Below are 16,821 nucleotides of genomic sequence, written 5' to 3' on the forward strand. Positions count from 1 at the left end.
AAGGACTGAGTGAAACTTTCAGTCAACCATTTCTCCAATACGAGACGTGGCCCATGTCCCTCTTCATTGTGATCGTAACTTAATGCGAAATGTATATTGCAATCGTCTATCTACGATACGGCATTGTTTAATGCTGAAATGGCGGGGTATCCAATCAGTTGTGTTGGATGGGTGTTGGCTGGCTTTGTCTACGGTGTGCAACACGATCCACAAGACATTTTGGCGGGGATGCAAGTTGCATCGTGTTGTTAAAATGAGAGGTTTTTATGAAAGATGTTTTAGACACTTTGCGCCAAGTGCGTGAAAAGAGCAAACACACTGTAGACAATAGCTCTTTGAAAAAACTGGATGATGCGATTCTGACCCTTGAAAAGAGAATCGAGGAGAATTCTAAAGGCCACACAGCCTTAGATTATCTTTCTTATATCGCGAAGATCTTTGCTTTAATTAAACTTCTGAGCGGTGATTCTGATTTTCATTGATATCTACCTACTAAGGGGATTTGTTATGTATCCATCTTCATTTTTTGAACGAGCAGCCAGCCATGTCAATCCCATTATCTGAGGTGCACTATGTTAGATATTGGTTCAACCATTAAACTATGCCGTGAAGCACGTAAGCTCACCTTACAAGAACTTTCAGATAGAACGGATTTAACGAAATCTTATCTATCTCGTATAGAGAACAATCAAAGAGATCCTACTATTACAGCGTTAGAAAGAATATCATTAGCGCTACATATCCCTCTAAATATAATCATCCTTCTTTCTGAAAGTGAAGAGACAAATGATGAGTTTTCTGACATCAATAATATGCTCAAAAAAACTATAATGGATACATTAGTTAATGCATAAAAATTGGAATTATTCAAATAAACCACTTGCTAATTTAGAGTCTCTATTCAAAATGCTGGAAACAAATGAAGAGAGGCTCACTTATCTTTTAAAAAACAAAAGAAAATATTTCAAAACGGTGCCGGTAATAAGAAAAGGTAAAAAAAGAACGACGTATAAAGTGGTTGGTGAATTATTAAAGGTACATGAGCTTATTAAACAGCGTATTTTTTCTAAGATATCACTCCCAGAGTATATTACTGGAGGTAGGAAAGGAGTCAGCTATATTGATGATTGTAAATCACATCTTAATAAGTCAATTATCATTCAAGAAGATATGAAGGATTTCTTTCCTTCTATAAAAGAAGATCTGATAGCTAAAGCTTTTCAATATTACATGAACTTCTCTCCTGAAGTTTCGTTATTAATAGCGAATCTGTCAACACTTGAAGGCTCACTTGTTCAAGGGACTAAGTTAAGTACTGACATTGCCAACTTAATATTTTTAGAAGAAGAGGCTCTCCTCAGTGAGGAAGTTAGAAAATTAGGTGGAATTTACACGAGATATGTCGATGACATAACTATTAGTTTCGAATCTGAAGTTAATAATGATGATATTTCAAAAATAAAATTAATGATATTGTCAATGGCGCTCAAAAGTGGGGTTAGATTAAATAGGAAGAAATCAAGGGTTTTGAGGAATGGTCAGTCTAAAATTGTACATGGTGTAAAAGTAATCAAAGAGCTTAGACCAACACAAAAAAGAAAAGATAATATAAGGGTGTGTCTTTTTAATTTGAAGAAAAAAGTGATTGAAAAAGAAAGTGTTATGGATGTCCTTACGTTGTATTTTAAAATTAGAGGATTAATAAATACATTAAAGCAGCAAGGTGATAAGAATCATGCAGAGTATATAAAACAAGCTAATCAGTTAGTAGCTGGTGTTGATAAAAAGGAGGCAATAAAATCAATCAGGAAAATGAGAAAGGTTAAAGATATCAGGAAATTAAGATCGTTATATTCAAAGTTAAAACCATTAGGGTATACATCTAAAAGTGTTTCTGCTATTTTGGATGTTGAATATAAAACATGTAAATGTAAAATTAATAACTAACTGATTGAGAAGTTACGGGTAAATCATACTGGATTGTCATCGATTTATTACGGATTACGATTAATGTGTAATAAAATTATTTATTAACACGATAACTGGATGGTCTCAGTTGTGGTGAATTGTTTTTTTTGTTTTCATGTATCGACGGATTGAGAACCATGTCCCTATTGGCATTGTTGTGCTCGCTATTCTGACGACTTGGGAAACGGTTGATCTCATCCGGTGTTGGTTTATAATCATCTTGGTTAAACTTGGATTTTTTCTCATATTCAGTGCGAGAGATATGACGGCCTAATACCTCATCAAAGACATAGTTTTCAGCAATACGTTTATCATGTTCTTCACTGATAAGATCATTTTGGGATTTGTTTGCTTTAGCCCATACAAACTTCTGCTTGAAAAAATCTATGACAAGAGTTGTGAAGCGTTTAAAAATATTATCCTGACGTGGAGTAGTCTGTTTCCTCTTAACACGTTCAGGGGCGCTTCTGGATGCCCTGTTTAGGGCTTGAGAGGAGGATGTTTTCAAAATAGTATTTGTTTCATAATCAGAAATACTGACCGATGGTTTCTTACCAGCAACAACCTTACTGACTTTGGATTTATCACGATAGGATTTAACGCCACGCATACGAGTATGAGGAGCTGGTGCAACCAAAACAGGTCTTTGATTCTCATCAGTAGAAGAGCCGGAGTGTGTTTCAGGTAATACGATTTCTTCTGGTTCAGCAAGATGTGTAATCGTAAAGCTTCTGACATCAACGACGATTTCAAGGTCAAGTTCACTGAATGTTTTGTAGACTTCAACAGCTTCTTGTTTAGCAGCGTCACGAACAGCCTGTTCTGCGGCTCTTTGTTCCTGAGCAGCTTTAGTACGCCATTTACCACAATGAATACGCTTCATTGGAGGGCGATTTGTTTCAGCCGCTTTAGCAAGCCATAATGCTTTTTCTTCATTATCCAAAGCAATAGCCGCATTGGATAGTGCTTCTTCGTTCTGGACTTGGAGAGAACGATGATCGATACGTTCTGATGAACCAGCAGCAGCGAGGAAGCTGTTAGCCATAGATGCCCATGATTCACGCCACAACACAGACATTTTTCTGTCATTCCAGCTTCTTTCTTTTTTACCAAACCCTTCCGGGCCAATGGTTTTTAACGTCAACATAACGTGAGCATGTGGGTTGTCGCTATCGAGATCATGGAAAGCGATATCAGCAATCATACCTTTATCAACGAAATTTTTCTGACAATACTCAAGGACAAGTTTTTTCTTTTCATCATTATTTAACTCGGTAGGAATGGAAACATCGAAATAACGGGCTGTTTGACCATTTTGCTGACGCTCGACCCGTTCAACTTCATTCCACAATGCTGTAGAGTCTTTTACGATGTGTTCTGGTGCATTAGCTGGAGCTAATATGAAGTGCCCATATAAATCAGTACGGCGACTGTAATCATACGTATCACCTGTTCTTTCATCTGTTATACGTGTACGAGCATGATAGGCAGCCTTCGCAACGGAAGACCTGCCTTCTGAACGTTTCACAATTTTAAAATCAAGATGAAAAATAGCCATACAATAAAAAGAACCTCAATATAATTTTAAATAACAAACCAAAATATAAATCTCCAATGCGACTATGCTGGTTTTAGTTTTTCGCAAGAAAAACTCTGGTGTTGACGTTGACCTTGTTTCCGAAGGAAACGGTGTTAGCCTGCGGCAGGCAACCGTCGGTAGACCCCACACACTGCGTAGCAGTGTATAGGTGGGCATTGCTTTATTTTTATATCTCCTAACGGAGCTAAAAATAACGACAATGTTTAAAGTTTTCCTATAACTAAATAATAACTCTAGTTTTACTGTCTGTGAAATTTACAGGGCTAGAATCGGATGAACGGCTGAGGTATTACACGAATCTTAATGATTGTGGTTTTAGAGAGCGCCCGTAAGGGCAAAAGTAGTTAAATTAGTCTCCCGCCGTAGGCGGGAAAGATAAAATTTATAAAAATATGATAAAAGATAACTTAGATTAGATTAATGTGTGAATTTCTTGTCAGAAATTAAGAAGTGATTTTAAAATCATGAATGAGATAAAATAAGTAACGCGATGAGTGTTAGACGTTTAAGGTTAGTGTTTGCACACGTATGTGTTGCACAATTACCTGTAGAGGGTGTTGCATTTTTGTGCAGATTCTCGTAAACACCATTTTTGGATAAATCCAATCTATAACAGGATATACCTGTTATCAGCCAGTGATTATCGTAAATAATCACAAAGTGCTGCCTTTTCAATTTCTGCTGAGGCTAATTAGTTAATTTAAATCAGACTTACCTACTTACTTTTATCTGGAGTCATACCCTGTAAGGATAGGACTCCATCTTTTTTACGTATTCATTAATCTTTCCCTAATGGAATTCAACTCTTTTTGTTTTGATTCTTCATTACCAAGCCACTGTTGTTTTTCGTAGAATAAGTGTTCTAACTCTAGGTCTCTAAAGATTTCTAGATCTTGAAGTTTTTTTATATGTGATGTTTCCCAAAAAGCATATCTCATGCCTATTATTGTTCCGCATTTGGCGCAAGTATTAGTGAGATAGCCTTTTGGAACTTTAGGTGTCTTGATAAATTTTAATGTATGTGGGGCATCATATTCGGTTCCATTATTATGAAAGAATACTGGCGTGATAGCTTTACAACGATAACATGTAATTAAGTCGGCAATATAATTATATTCCTCATCATTAGGTATGTTCAATGGTGTATAGAGTTTTCTGTCTATTTTGTACTTATCACATACAGAAATGATTTTTTTGAAGTGTTTTATGCAATCACTACAAAAACTTAATTTAAATTTAAAGTCATCACAAATCCACAAAAAAGGATCTTCAATTACTGTTTCTGATTTTAACTCAATCCACGGTATTGATAGGTTTTTCTTTTTTTCCTCATCTATTTCATGAGTATGGAAAACCTCAATTGCTACTTTATTACCATTGTTCAGGTAAGCGACAACATCACAACGATATTTATCGATAGGAACCTCTTCTTTAGCATTTGAGAAAATACAAGGCGTTATTATTTTTTTATGTTCTTTATCACAACCATGACATTTGCTGACCATTTTTATTTGTTTATTACCTTTTGCGTTTTCAGATATAGCATAACAAATAAGAAACTTAGCCAGTTTATGATAGACAGATTCTGGATCGCATTTAGAATCATTCCTGTGTGAAAAGTGTTTTCTTTTTATATTTCCTGTTCTCAATGTTAACTTTTCATAACAGCACGGGCAATAATAATCTTTATCTCTTATAGCATCATTCACATTGATAACTTTCCCATCTGAGGTTTTACCCCATGATATTTTTATGATCTTCTCTTTCATTCACAACCTCTTTAATTTCTAGATTTAATTTATTGCTTATTAAATGATAAAAATCAAATAAAAAATACAGTGATTTATTTTCAATGTTAAATTTGACGTGGTGTGTTTAATGTTGTATTAACTCCTTAAAAAAAGATAAGGATGGTTTCAAATGGTAGATATAAAAACAATCGAGGATGAAATAGAAGATATCGAAGAAGAGTTATGCTCAATGGTGAACTATGATGTTTGTTTCAATTTTGAAGAAGATTTGAATGATCTTGATGATTATAAAACTACGCTTGAAGATAGATTGGTGTTCCTGAATGGAGTTTTATCGGGGATTCAGTCAGGTTATTACATGTGAAAAGGATACTTATGAATAAAAATAATAAAACACATGAAATACAGGTCCATTTCATGGAGGGGTTAATAATGTCTGAAAGACTTTTAAAAAACATGTCAAAAGATTTTAAGTTTGAAGTTTTAGCAAGATACTTCTATTATATGTCAACGTTAAATGGTTTTTCATTTGATGATATTGGTAAAGAACACAGAAGTTTCTACTATTTAATATCGTTTATATACCTTGAGGAAGGTAGGGCTGATAATGTTTTAACGTCTCTAATTTGCAGAGACGATGTTGTTTATAATAAATCGGTGGATGAGTATATTTCAAGCGTAGATCATTTATGGGAAGCACATGAATAAAAATGATATAAATACTAAAGCTATTAAAATATCCTCTTAAAATCGCATACAGAACGTTTTAAAGTAGTATGGTGAAATATAACAGAGAGAAAAAGACTAAATGTTTATCTGGTCTTTTTTATTTTTTAATAAAGTTAGGTTGTTTTATTTGACAAGTAAAATATTGTGTTGTAAATAAAATAAAGATACAAAAAAAGCCAACTTTCAAAGTTGACTTTTTAAGGACTAAAAAAGTTTTGCCGACTTTTGAAGCCTTGTAATCAGTTAGAGGAATAACGTGATTACAAATATAATAAAGTATTAAATAATCTTTTCATATTTGTCAAATCTAAATCTCAACTTTTTACAAGCTTTTCAAATACCATTTCCAAAAACATTTTAGTTCTCGAAAGCAATAACGTTAAACCTGATTGTACGGGTCTGAGAAGGTAGGAGCGAAAGTGTTTGATTCATTCTCAAGGTTATTGTCGATGCCAAAGCGGGGAGTCTGCGTAACATCAACTCGAAGCGCACATCTAAGGCTTATAAAAACAGCAGTATAATTTCTCTAGTAAAACGAGAAAATGTTTTTAAAGTTATGATGTTGACTATGGGAGTGCAGAAGGGTGTCGCAATATGGAAACGTATTGCAACTCTAAGCCATAGCATGAGAAGCGCCTTGTTCTATTACGGGTATAAAAATAACAAATATTAAAACTATTTTGAAATTTTCATGCGCGGATTAGGAGAGGCGAAGCTCTAGAAAAACTAAGTTTTCCTTCGGAAAACTACTACGACTGAAAGTCGCCATCTAAAACCCCAGAACCTAATCTAATAAAATTCTAGTACTACTAGTACAAAAAAATAATTTAAAAAAGTAGTGAAAAAATATTAGTATGTAGGTGCCATTTCATCAAGGCACTAACGAAAGGTAAGTACAACTATAAATTAAATAAAGTGCATGAAATAATTTGAGTTTTTTTTGTTTTAATTGTATTGATATAATATATTATGAAAAACAAGGAGGATATAGTGGGCAATAAAAAACAAGTAGCAGAAGATTTTATCGATAATACTTCAGGTAAATTAAAAAACGAAAGAAAACACCGTGCTGGAAGATTACAGAGAGTGTCATTAACGGAAAAGAGATTTCTTGATGATGCTGTTCATGCGGCTACTAAAGTTAAAGGGAAAAAATTAACATCAGAGGAACGTAGGAAAGTATTATGTATAGCGCGTGAACAGATCCGTTCTCAGCGTAGAGCAGAAGAAATAAAAAAAGAAAGAGACAAAGAATGTCATGCAGTAGTGTTTGAGTGGAAAAGATCAGAAACCTTCCGTCGTTAATCGGATATAATAATAGTGAGAAATGTATGAATAAAACCAAAACAAAAAACTTGAAAGAAAGTGAGTTTATAAGATATATAGAAAACAATCCTGTTGTCTCAAAGGCCCTGTGTGAGAAATATGGAATCTCTACTGAAACAATTGCCTATGCTTTATATGTTCATAGCAATAGCTTCTTTCTTAAAAACGACTACGTTCAGGATGACATTCACTATGATATAGTTAAAAATAATTTAATAATAATGAAACCCACGCTTAGGCAATATTATAGAAGAACAAGGCAAGTAGATTATAACGGATATACTTTTTTATCAGGTATTAAAGAATATCAAGACTATTGTATTTTGTTGACGCTTTGCTGCTATCATTGGATAGCTGATGTATTTACTGTCTATAATCATAGTGAAAGAAGTCAATTTATCGTTGATGTTGCCAATGATCTTCTGAAAAGGAGTATAGATCATTTTTCAGTAGAGCATGAGAATGTTATCAACTGCTTTAATATGTTAAAAGAAAAGCTCCCATCGTATAAAAAGAAATAATAATCCAATTTTTCAAATATCCTCATTGACTAACATATATATAAGAAATATATATGTATCATGGAACTATAAGAGGATAGAAAATGAGTGATATTTCAGATAAAGAGCAAACCAGAAAGAAACCACGAATAAAAAAGACACTGGAGCAGCAATTAGCATCTGCTCAGATGCGTTTAAATCGTTTGCAATATAAGTCTAAGAAAGAAGCTAAACAGATAGAGACACGTCAGAAAATAATTTTAGGGGCTGAAGTTGCCAAGGCTCTTGATTGTGATGTTTTTACGGTGGATAAGGATCTTGTTTTAGGTATGCTACTAGAGATACCCCACCTACATCCAGATGATAAAGAAAGATTTAAAAGAAGCGGAATGTTATTTCTGGCGAGCATGAAAGGAAGGAAAACTTGATAATGCATATAAACTATTTGACACTTATTTGAGAAAAAATTCCAATAGATAATTATCGTTAACTTTCATTAAAAGATTTGACATTCTATTTATGATGATATATCTATCAGTATAATGATTCATAATCTTATATAATCAGATTTTTTCATCTATAAAATAATAAAATATAATTTTTAGGTTTATATTTCACGTCCTGACAAATCTCTAGCTTAATTTTAATATGGCTGGGGATTTGTTTTTATCTGTATCTTGATTTTTGTTTGTTATTTGATAATTAATTAATACGTGAATATAAAATAGGACGATGAAAATGAAAATTAAAAAAGGATTCTCTTTACTAGAATTAACTCTTGTTTTAGGTGTTGGGACGATAGTGGCTTTTATGAAGTTTCAGGATATGAAAAATGAACAGGAGAGTATATTGGCTTCTGCTGTCGGGCAACAAATGAAACAGATCGGTGAAGCAGTTAATGGCTATATAAATATCCGTTATGATAAATTATCAACCTTATCCAATGCTGCCGGAACAGGAACCGATCCGGGGCCAAGAACCTGTTCAGGTTCAGTATGTGAAATTACTTACCAGACATTGATTAACGAAGGTTTGCTACCTTCAACCTACACAGGCACTAATGCTAATAAATCCTCGTATAAAATCATATTAAAACGAGATGGAACTTCACCTAACTTTGTTATTAATGGTCTTATAACGACATCGACGGCATGGATTGAAGGCGGTAAAACACGTTATGATTTATTAGGGAAAGCCATGCAAACAGCGGGTATTGACAGTGGTATGACGCAATCAGCAACGTTAGCATCAGGTTTGCAGGGTGCATGGAAAGAAACATCAACAGTTTACAGTAATATCACCAGTGCAGGTCTTATGGCCTATCGTGTTGGATATGATTCTGCGATGTATTCTGTTTACCTGCGTCGTGATGGAACATTGCCAATGACAGGCGACCTGAATATGGGAGGCAATAGTATTAATAATATAAAAGACATAAATGCATCCGGAACAGGTAATTTCGACAATAACTTGAATGTCTCTAAAGATTTAACAGTTGGAGGTGTAATAAACTCAGGCAAAGGTATCATTTCCAATGACTATATTTATGCCAAAGGAGATTTTTCTACAAATGGTATTGCGTATGTGAGAAAATCTGTAAATGCAGGAGAAAACATGTATGCGGTTGGAAATATAGGGGTTGCGGCTGATAGTAATAAAAAGATGGCTGCTGCTTTGAATGCGGATGGAACAGTATACGCAAAAAAGGCTTTTGTGACTGATGGTGATATATATGCAAATTCAGGAACTGTCAATGCATCATATGTTTGGGCATCAGGAAATCTTAATTCTAATTACATCCATTCAAATGGAAACATAAATTCTGATGGAAGGATAAATGCAGGTGAGTTTGTTTATATAAATGGGAAAGTATCCACTGGCGGTGGTTGCTCACCTAATGGTTTACAAGGGAGAGATGATGAAGGTTCTGCATTAAGTTGTGTTAATGGGTTATGGGCAAAATTTAAATTTAATGAAAAGATATACAGTGTTGTATTTGAATCTTCCACAACTGGAGGTGGTGATGTTTATAAAACATTAAATCTTGGAAAACACCTCCTTTGTGTTTTTTCAGGCGGTCAATCTACTGATATGGTAACTAAACACTCTATTGTTTATCGTTCAGGCGACATATGGATGTTAGAAATGAGGGTTACAAATTGGAAGGCTGGTGTTCTTACATGGGATAGAGCATCTTGTTTTGATTGAAATATAAGGTTATAATATCATATCGAATTTTCATAAGAAATTTTCTGAGTATAGGGTTACTATAGCTGTAGCTAGCAACGGAAGACAAAATAAAACTGAATGTGTATTTTTTATGTTTTAATTTTGTAAATTATAAACTGGCCTCCTAAAAGGCCAGTTATATAATTTAAAGGCTGCTCATTATTTCTGTAATGGCTGTGGCTCGAACATATTTTGCTGCATTGATTTTTTCTGCTTTTAAAGCACTAAAATGCGCAGTTCCACAGGCTATCTTCGCATCTTCTTCATGACCAAGACCAATGTGTTTACTTTTAGTCTCGACAACAAAATAGATATGTTCTTCACCATTATCCTCAATGACTAAGGCCCAGTCAGGATTGTAAGTACCTAATGGTGTCGGGATTTTAAACCATCCCGGCAGCTTCACATAAAGCTTAACTTCATCCTGTTCTTCGAGTTCCTGAGCGAAACGGCTTTCGACTTCAGAATCTTTTGGAACGTATTCATAAACTGACTTAGCCGAAGTTTCAAAAAGATTACGGGCATATCCCGTCAGTTCTTTATCCATAAACAGGCTTTGCGCATACACCTCTCCTTTTAGTGGATAATATTTAATACCATCAACAATAGACAAGCGCTTGCAGTAGTTTATTCTGGTGATAGCTTCACTGATAAACTGCTGTGGATTTTTAGCAAAATCAGCGAGTCTTCCACTTTCTTTCAGGATGGTGCATAAACTGCGTCTTGTCAGGCCCGTTTTCTCCTGCAGAACACCAAGAATATCTGGCAGTGGCTGCTCTGCAACATCTATTACAGAGCTTGTCGTTCCATTTGACTGAACTTCAACACCAAGACCTGACTGGCTTTGTTTTATGGTGGCTTTACTGAAACTGACCATTGCTTTTGCTACAGGCTGCATTTCAAAAAGTGATTTCGTACAGGATTTGATCAATAAATCTTCATCAAATGCCAGACGATACAATGTTTTTTGACTAATGCGTTGCCATAACGCTTCAAATTCAGGGCTGTTTAAGACCTCTTTTCGGTATTTGATTACTTTACGCTCATCAGCATTATTTATATTGAGTCGTCCTGATGATTTACGCAGGATAGATTCAATTTGCTCCTGAAGGGGAAGGAACTTTTCGCTAACAGTAAAAGTGCCATCGAAAAGAGTCTCTTTCAGTGTTTTGGTGATTTTCCCGGTTTTTTCCAGATAACCTTCAGCATGTAGTTCAGACCATATCTCCTGTGAAGCGATGATACCTACAACTTGTGAGGAATCAGAGAAGATCAGATGGGCAAACGCATCTTTTTCGATGATACCAAAACGGATGCCTGTTTCATTCTCAATTTCAGACTGTAAGCGCTCAGCGTAGGCTTGATAATTTTCACTGGCAACGACGGTCAGAATGTTAATGCTGTCATCCCGGACACGCTCACCATCTTGGTTAACACACAGGCGAAGACCACGGCCTAAAGTCTGGCGGCGTTCTCGTTCACTTCCCATCTCTCGAAGGCTACAGATCTGGAACACATTGGGATTATCCCAGCCTTCTTTCAAAGCAGAGTGTGAAAAAATAAACCTCACCGGATTCGAGAAACTTAAAAGCTTCTCTTTATTTTTCATGATGAGATTATAACCACGTTCCGCATTTTCGCGGCCTGCATTATTGCTTTCGCTTGTTTCAGCCCATGCACCTTTTTTATCAATGGAGAAATAACCATCATGAACGTCTTTAGCATGTTCTGGATGAGAAGGGAGTAAATCTTTATAGGCAGGACTTTTGATGGCTTTAAGGTATTCTTCCTCAAAGATACGGGCATATTCACCCGGCTCACGTTGTCCTTCTTCAGTGAACTGACGGTAGAAATCAACCTTATCGATGAAAAACAGGGTAAGAACCTTGATTTGCTGAGTATTCAGGCGAAGTTCTTTATCCAGATGTTCACGGATTGTACGTCTGATCATATGACGCTGGATGATCATAGGGTCAATATCCCCCACGACATCACCGACTTTCATATAGTAGGTATCAGAAGGTGTTTCCAGTGTAAGATAACCCTCTTTGCCAGTTCGGATCTCGCTTATCCGGTAACCCTGATAAATATCACGTCCTGTTTCATCATCGAGTGTCATACCGTCATATACGGTAATCTCTGAACGATTTACGTTCCCTTTTTTATCGGCTATATCAACAAGAACAGTACCGCTGATAACATTTTTCTTACTATTAATACTGACCAGTTTCACATAAGGACTGTTGCTTGCATTCTGGACCTCAAGCCCGGCAACCTCGATCTGTTTGACCAGTTTTTGGTTGTAAGCATCAATGGCATCAAGGCGGTACACCATATGATGTTTATGAATATGTGTTGCTGAATAGCGTAAGGTGAACATGGGGTGCATAGCATCAAGTGCGGTTTTACCCGCACCGTTCAAGCCACCATCAACACTTTGCGGTTCATCGACAATAATAATTGGACGTGTAGCACGGATTAAATCAATGGGCTTATCCAGATCGTCCACGGTTGTTTTTTCACTGGACTGATAGAGCTTGTTAACATCTTTTTTGTTAATCGCACCCACCGTCATTACCATGATCTGCATAACAGAACTGGTTGCAAAATTTCGAACATCCGCAGGTTTTGACGAGTCATACAGATAGTATTGGTATGGAACTCCCGCATAAAGGCTTTTGAAATGTTCTTCAGTGATTTGTAGTGTTTTATAAACGCCTTCCTTGATGGCAACGGAAGGAACCACAATAATAAATTTACTCATGCCATAGCGTTTATTCAGCTCCAGCATGGTGCGAAGATAAACATACGTTTTACCTGTCCCTGTTTCCATTTCGACAGTAAAATCATGGCTGTCGAGCACAGGTGAAGGTGGAAGCTGGTTTTTTAACTGAACATTGTTCAGATTTTTCAGCAGAACATCATCTTCGGGTATCTGTGGGTTTACAGGCATTGAACCTGTTGCGCCTTCAAATGAGAGTGCACCCTGAGCTGGGGCCAGCACAGTCATTTCGCTTTCCCATTTCTCTTGCCCTTCAAACAAATCACAGACCGATGTTATGGCGTTTTGCTGATAGGTAAGGTCAGATTCAAAATGTAGTTTCATCTCATTCCCTTACAGGCTGTGCAGGTTAGTTAGGCCATGTTGTTCCAGAATGGCGCAAAGATTAGTTTTAGCAATATTATTTTCAAATGCGTCATCAAGGAAATAGCAGACAGTATCTTTGCCAGCCTTCAAACTCTTATGCCAGTCGATGATCCCCTTGGTCAGTTCTTCTACTGAAGATGCAGGGATTTGTTTAGCAAAGCAGGTAAACAATTTGCCACCGTCAACGCAAGAAACGGTTAATCCATCAAACTGACGGATTTCAATGTTTACACTCAAGTCAATGCCACGCTTTAGCATTAACTCTGTGAGCAAATCTTCTTCACTACGGCCTTCAAGGATTGGGCTTACATAGGCATCTATCTGTTCTGAAAGGGTTTCTGCTGTGGCTTCCCACGGACGGATATTAGATGTATCGAGTTTGAAAACACGAAAACCAACATCTCCTTTCCATTCTGGATTGTCTTCACGAACCTTTTTACCTGCACGGCGTAGGCGCTCTTTGGTTAATTCACAGATAGTTTTTGGTAGCCTTTCTTGGACACAAAAATTATATGCCTGTTTTTGCTCCTGATTATCAAATGATAATTTTTCGGGTAACTGAACTAATATATATTTCAGTGAGGTGTTGTTTTCGGCATTGTACTTGTAAAGGCTATGGCCAAAGGAGCCTGAACCAGCAAAGAAATCCATGACAATTTCATTTTCTTTAACTCTGGAAATTTCAATGAGATATTTCAGAAGGTTTGTGGGCTTAGCAAAATCAAATGGTATGCCAAGTTCTTTTAATTCTTTTGAACTTTGTCTGTTCTCCCATTTATTTATTAAGTTTCCCGGCACCATTCCTTTTTCTTGCTGATCTTTTAACCAAAGCTTGTTGTATATGTTATATTTTGCCTGCTTCCCTTCTTCATCTACAAGTGCTGATGTAGTGGTTTCTTTGAAAACAATATTCCCGAGGTTATATTCCTCTTTATATCTTGTGTACGTCCATTTCCATACACCATCACCTCGTTCAGGAGTGATCTGCACTCCTTCTTTCACTCTGTTGGGAAAAGTGGAACCCGGAGGAATAACAAAACTACCATCTGGACATTCTATCCAGTAGCGTTGGTTAGCTCTTGCATCCAAGCTAGCTTTATAAAGCCTTTCTTCACCATAAATTTCACCATCGCGTATGCCGCCGCTTTGTGTTTTGTTATAATAAGTTGCAATTTGTTCTGCACCAATCTTTGCTCTGAAATGAACCGCTCTGTTGATATTTTTTGCGTAAACTAAGATAAATTCAACATTTGGCGTGAAAAAGTTCCCTTTTGCACCACCAGTTTTCATTAGTCGTGATATACTTGATATGAAGTTGTCTTCACCAAAAATATCATTACAGGTGATTTTCAGATTCTCTATTTCCGAGTCATCGATAGAAATAAAAATAACACCATCTTCACTAAGCAAGTTTCTCGCAAGCTTAAGACGAGGATACATCATGTTCAGCCAATCAGTATGATAACGTCCACTGGTTTCTGTATTTGTGCTTAAACGTGCTCCGTCTTCTGTCTGTCCAGTAATTTCAAGATAATTTTTCATATTATCTTGGAAGTTATCAGGATAGACAAAATCTTTACCGGTATTGTAAGGCGGATCGATATAAATAAGCTTCACTTTTCCAGCGTAACTTTTTTGAAGAAGCTTTAACACTTCAAGGTTATCACCCTCGATCATGAGGTTCTTGGTGTTATCCCAATCAACGCTTTCATCTTTACATGGGCGTAAGGTGCCACGGGAAGGGGTAAGAGCAAGCTGACGAGCCTGACGCTTACCATGCCAGTTCAGTCCATAACGTTCTTCTTTCTCGTCTACATTTTCACCCAAAAGCTGTTTTAAAACGTCAAAATCAATGCCGTTTTCATTAAAGGCTTCAGGAAACAATGATTTAAGCTTGGTGATGTTATCGGCAGTGATATTCATTGATTGCAGTTCGGGCATTTCAGGCGAAAGTTTGTTCATTGACCATTCCACGTATCTGTATCAGGTTACTGTGTGATGGGGGATATTTTACGGTAAATAGTGCATTTCATCAATGAACAGTGTGCTACAGATTTCTTTTTAAATCATTATGTTAATTCATTTATTGAATGTTCTGTCCTCGTGTTAGTACAATTAGCTTTTCTGCGTCTACCAAACATTATCAGGATGTGATGATGGCTAAACTGAACAAGAAACAACTTGCTTTACTCAAAGAAATACCTGCCGATCAACTCATGCAAATAATTTGTGATATTGCAGAGGATAATGGTCAGGCAAAATCCTTTCTTATTAATAAATATCTGTTAACTCCAGAAGAATCACTGAAAAAGGCTGAGGCTGAATACAAAAGGGTAATTAAAACAAAACGCTTTTATGATTATTATGAAGCAGCGGTTTTTTTTGAGGGGCTATACAGGAATGTCATATTTCCACTTGAAAAGACGGTATCAACGCTGCCTGAAAAAACCGAGGCGTTTTGCCATGATTTACTGCTCTCATTTGATAAAGTCAGCGAAATTGCTGATACATCAGATGGATCATGGATGGACTATTATAATGGTGCTGTCGAAATATGGTTAAAATCCCTGTCCCTACAAAAAGACAAAAGCATTGATGTTATAGCGGATAAAATAATTTCCGTACTTAAAGGTGATGTGTATTTTAACTTTGATATTTTTGATAAGTATAAAAAAGAACTGGGATACAATGTTATTCGTGTTTTAAGGGAAAGTCTTCTTAAGACAGGTGATGTCAATGGTGCTGTTGAGTTAAGTCTGTATATCAGGGATGTTGATTTCATCAGGCAATGCTTTGAGAAAAGAAAACTGAATCAGCCAGAATATATCATTAAGTTTGCTGAGTTGCTGGTTGATGAACTGTGTACTGAGGAGGCCATTCAGGTTCTCAATAAAATCAAAGAAGATAAATCAGTTGATCAGGCAGGGCTTCGTGATAAATGGACTGAGGTGTTGGCTCTGGCGTTGATTGAAGAAGGCGAGATTCAGCAGGCAAAAACAATTTGTATAGACGGATTTAAGAACAGGTGTGATGTTATTTTTTATAATATCTATAATCGGGTGGAGAAAAATAATGACTCACTGGATTTGTTCTCTGGCATAGCAAAGAAAAAAGGCTTTCCGTTTGTTATTCTTTTCTTGTCCGGGACAGATAGTTATGGAAAACTTGATTCTGAAGTCATGAATGCGAGTGAAAATGAAATCGCAGAGATGATGTCTTTATTACGCGGTTCTTTTGTTCGTACCTTATCGAGTGAGCTTTACAGGCATGGTTATGCATGTTCTGCAACTCTGCTCCGTAGAGTGCTGGCAGAGGACAGTATCAGTCGTTCTCAGAGTAAATACTACACCTATGCGGCATCTGATATGAAAAAAAGCATTGATTACAGTAAAGATATTACATGGACTGAAAAAATCCCTTCAACAGAAGAGTATTTAAAATCTCTGTTTATTGAGCACAAAAGAAAATACGCACTCTGGGAAATAATGCTGGAAAAAATCGCTGGTTTAGCGATAGAGAAAGATTCAGTATCATATTCAGCATAGACTGTAATTAAGCATGAAGTTGAAA

Annotated in this window: 14 protein-coding genes; 10 read left to right on the forward strand and 4 right to left on the reverse strand. The window is 36.2% G+C overall.

The features are described from left to right. Positions 1 to 266 precede the first annotated feature (266 nt). The 3 genes from AB182_RS08500 (at position 267) to AB182_RS08510 (ending at position 1,947) form a co-directional block, all read left to right on the forward strand. Complete coding sequence (locus AB182_RS08500; protein WP_000655891.1) at positions 267 to 482, forward strand: hypothetical protein; 216 nt, start codon at positions 267 to 269, stop codon at positions 480 to 482. 90 nt (positions 483 to 572) lie between these two features. Beyond that, complete coding sequence (locus AB182_RS08505) at positions 573 to 854, forward strand: helix-turn-helix domain-containing protein (protein WP_000884144.1); 282 nt, start codon at positions 573 to 575, stop codon at positions 852 to 854. Continuing rightward, a complete protein-coding gene (locus tag AB182_RS08510; RefSeq protein ID WP_000549476.1) occupies positions 847 to 1,947 on the forward strand; it encodes a reverse transcriptase family protein in 1,101 nt (366 codons plus the stop codon). Before AB182_RS08505 ends, AB182_RS08510 begins: the two co-directional genes overlap by 8 nt. Positions 1,948 to 2,023: 76 nt before the next feature. Here AB182_RS08510 and mobQ read toward each other — a convergent pair whose 3' ends face one another. Together mobQ and AB182_RS08520 are read right to left on the reverse strand one after the other, a co-directional pair. Next, the gene (gene mobQ, locus AB182_RS08515) at positions 2,024 to 3,526 is read right to left on the reverse strand and encodes a MobQ family relaxase (RefSeq protein WP_047369712.1); all 1,503 of its coding nucleotides are present in this window, start codon (positions 3,524 to 3,526) and stop codon (positions 2,024 to 2,026) included. 809 nt (positions 3,527 to 4,335) lie between these two features. Next, entirely contained in the window at positions 4,336 to 5,337 is a 1,002-nt protein-coding gene (locus tag AB182_RS08520) for a competence protein CoiA family protein (RefSeq protein WP_047369713.1), read from the reverse strand. Between the two features lie 151 nt (positions 5,338 to 5,488). Between AB182_RS08520 and AB182_RS08525 the strand changes: the two genes are divergently transcribed. From AB182_RS08525 to pilV, 6 genes are all read left to right on the forward strand, one after another. Continuing rightward, the gene (locus AB182_RS08525) at positions 5,489 to 5,683 is read left to right on the forward strand and encodes a hypothetical protein (RefSeq protein WP_000227645.1); all 195 of its coding nucleotides are present in this window, start codon (positions 5,489 to 5,491) and stop codon (positions 5,681 to 5,683) included. 11 nt (positions 5,684 to 5,694) lie between these two features. Further along, the gene (locus AB182_RS08530; RefSeq protein ID WP_047369714.1) at positions 5,695 to 6,027 is read left to right on the forward strand and encodes a hypothetical protein; all 333 of its coding nucleotides are present in this window, start codon (positions 5,695 to 5,697) and stop codon (positions 6,025 to 6,027) included. A 1,011-nt stretch (positions 6,028 to 7,038) separates the two neighbouring features. Beyond that, a complete protein-coding gene (locus AB182_RS08535) occupies positions 7,039 to 7,353 on the forward strand; it encodes a hypothetical protein (RefSeq protein ID WP_047373226.1) in 315 nt (104 codons plus the stop codon). Positions 7,354 to 7,379: 26 nt separating this feature from the next. Beyond that, positions 7,380 to 7,895, forward strand: coding sequence for a hypothetical protein (locus AB182_RS08540; protein ID WP_047369715.1), 516 nt, complete (start codon positions 7,380 to 7,382; stop codon positions 7,893 to 7,895). A gap of 83 nt (positions 7,896 to 7,978) precedes the next feature. After that, positions 7,979 to 8,302, forward strand: coding sequence for a conjugal transfer protein TraD (locus AB182_RS08545; protein WP_001280266.1), 324 nt, complete (start codon positions 7,979 to 7,981; stop codon positions 8,300 to 8,302). A 304-nt stretch (positions 8,303 to 8,606) separates the two neighbouring features. Continuing rightward, on the forward strand, positions 8,607 to 10,082 hold the full coding sequence (pilV, locus tag AB182_RS08550) for a shufflon system plasmid conjugative transfer pilus tip adhesin PilV (protein ID WP_047369716.1): 1,476 nt from the start codon (positions 8,607 to 8,609) through the stop codon (positions 10,080 to 10,082). Positions 10,083 to 10,248: 166 nt separating this feature from the next. Here pilV and AB182_RS08555 read toward each other — a convergent pair whose 3' ends face one another. Then, positions 10,249 to 13,209 (reverse strand): type III restriction-modification system endonuclease, encoded by a 2,961-nt coding sequence (locus AB182_RS08555; protein ID WP_047369717.1) that lies wholly within the window; start codon positions 13,207 to 13,209, stop codon positions 10,249 to 10,251. Between the two features lie 9 nt (positions 13,210 to 13,218). Beyond that, positions 13,219 to 15,213, reverse strand: a complete 1,995-nt coding sequence (locus tag AB182_RS08560; RefSeq protein WP_047369718.1) for a site-specific DNA-methyltransferase — start codon at positions 15,211 to 15,213, stop codon at positions 13,219 to 13,221. Between the two features lie 194 nt (positions 15,214 to 15,407). Between AB182_RS08560 and AB182_RS08565 the strand changes: the two genes are divergently transcribed. Further along, entirely contained in the window at positions 15,408 to 16,796 is a 1,389-nt protein-coding gene (locus AB182_RS08565; RefSeq protein WP_047369719.1) for a hypothetical protein, read from the forward strand. The last annotated feature ends 25 nt before the right edge of the window (positions 16,797 to 16,821 follow it).

Source organism: Phytobacter ursingii (assembly GCF_001022135.1).
Classification (GTDB): Bacteria; Pseudomonadota; Gammaproteobacteria; order Enterobacterales; family Enterobacteriaceae; genus Phytobacter; species Phytobacter ursingii.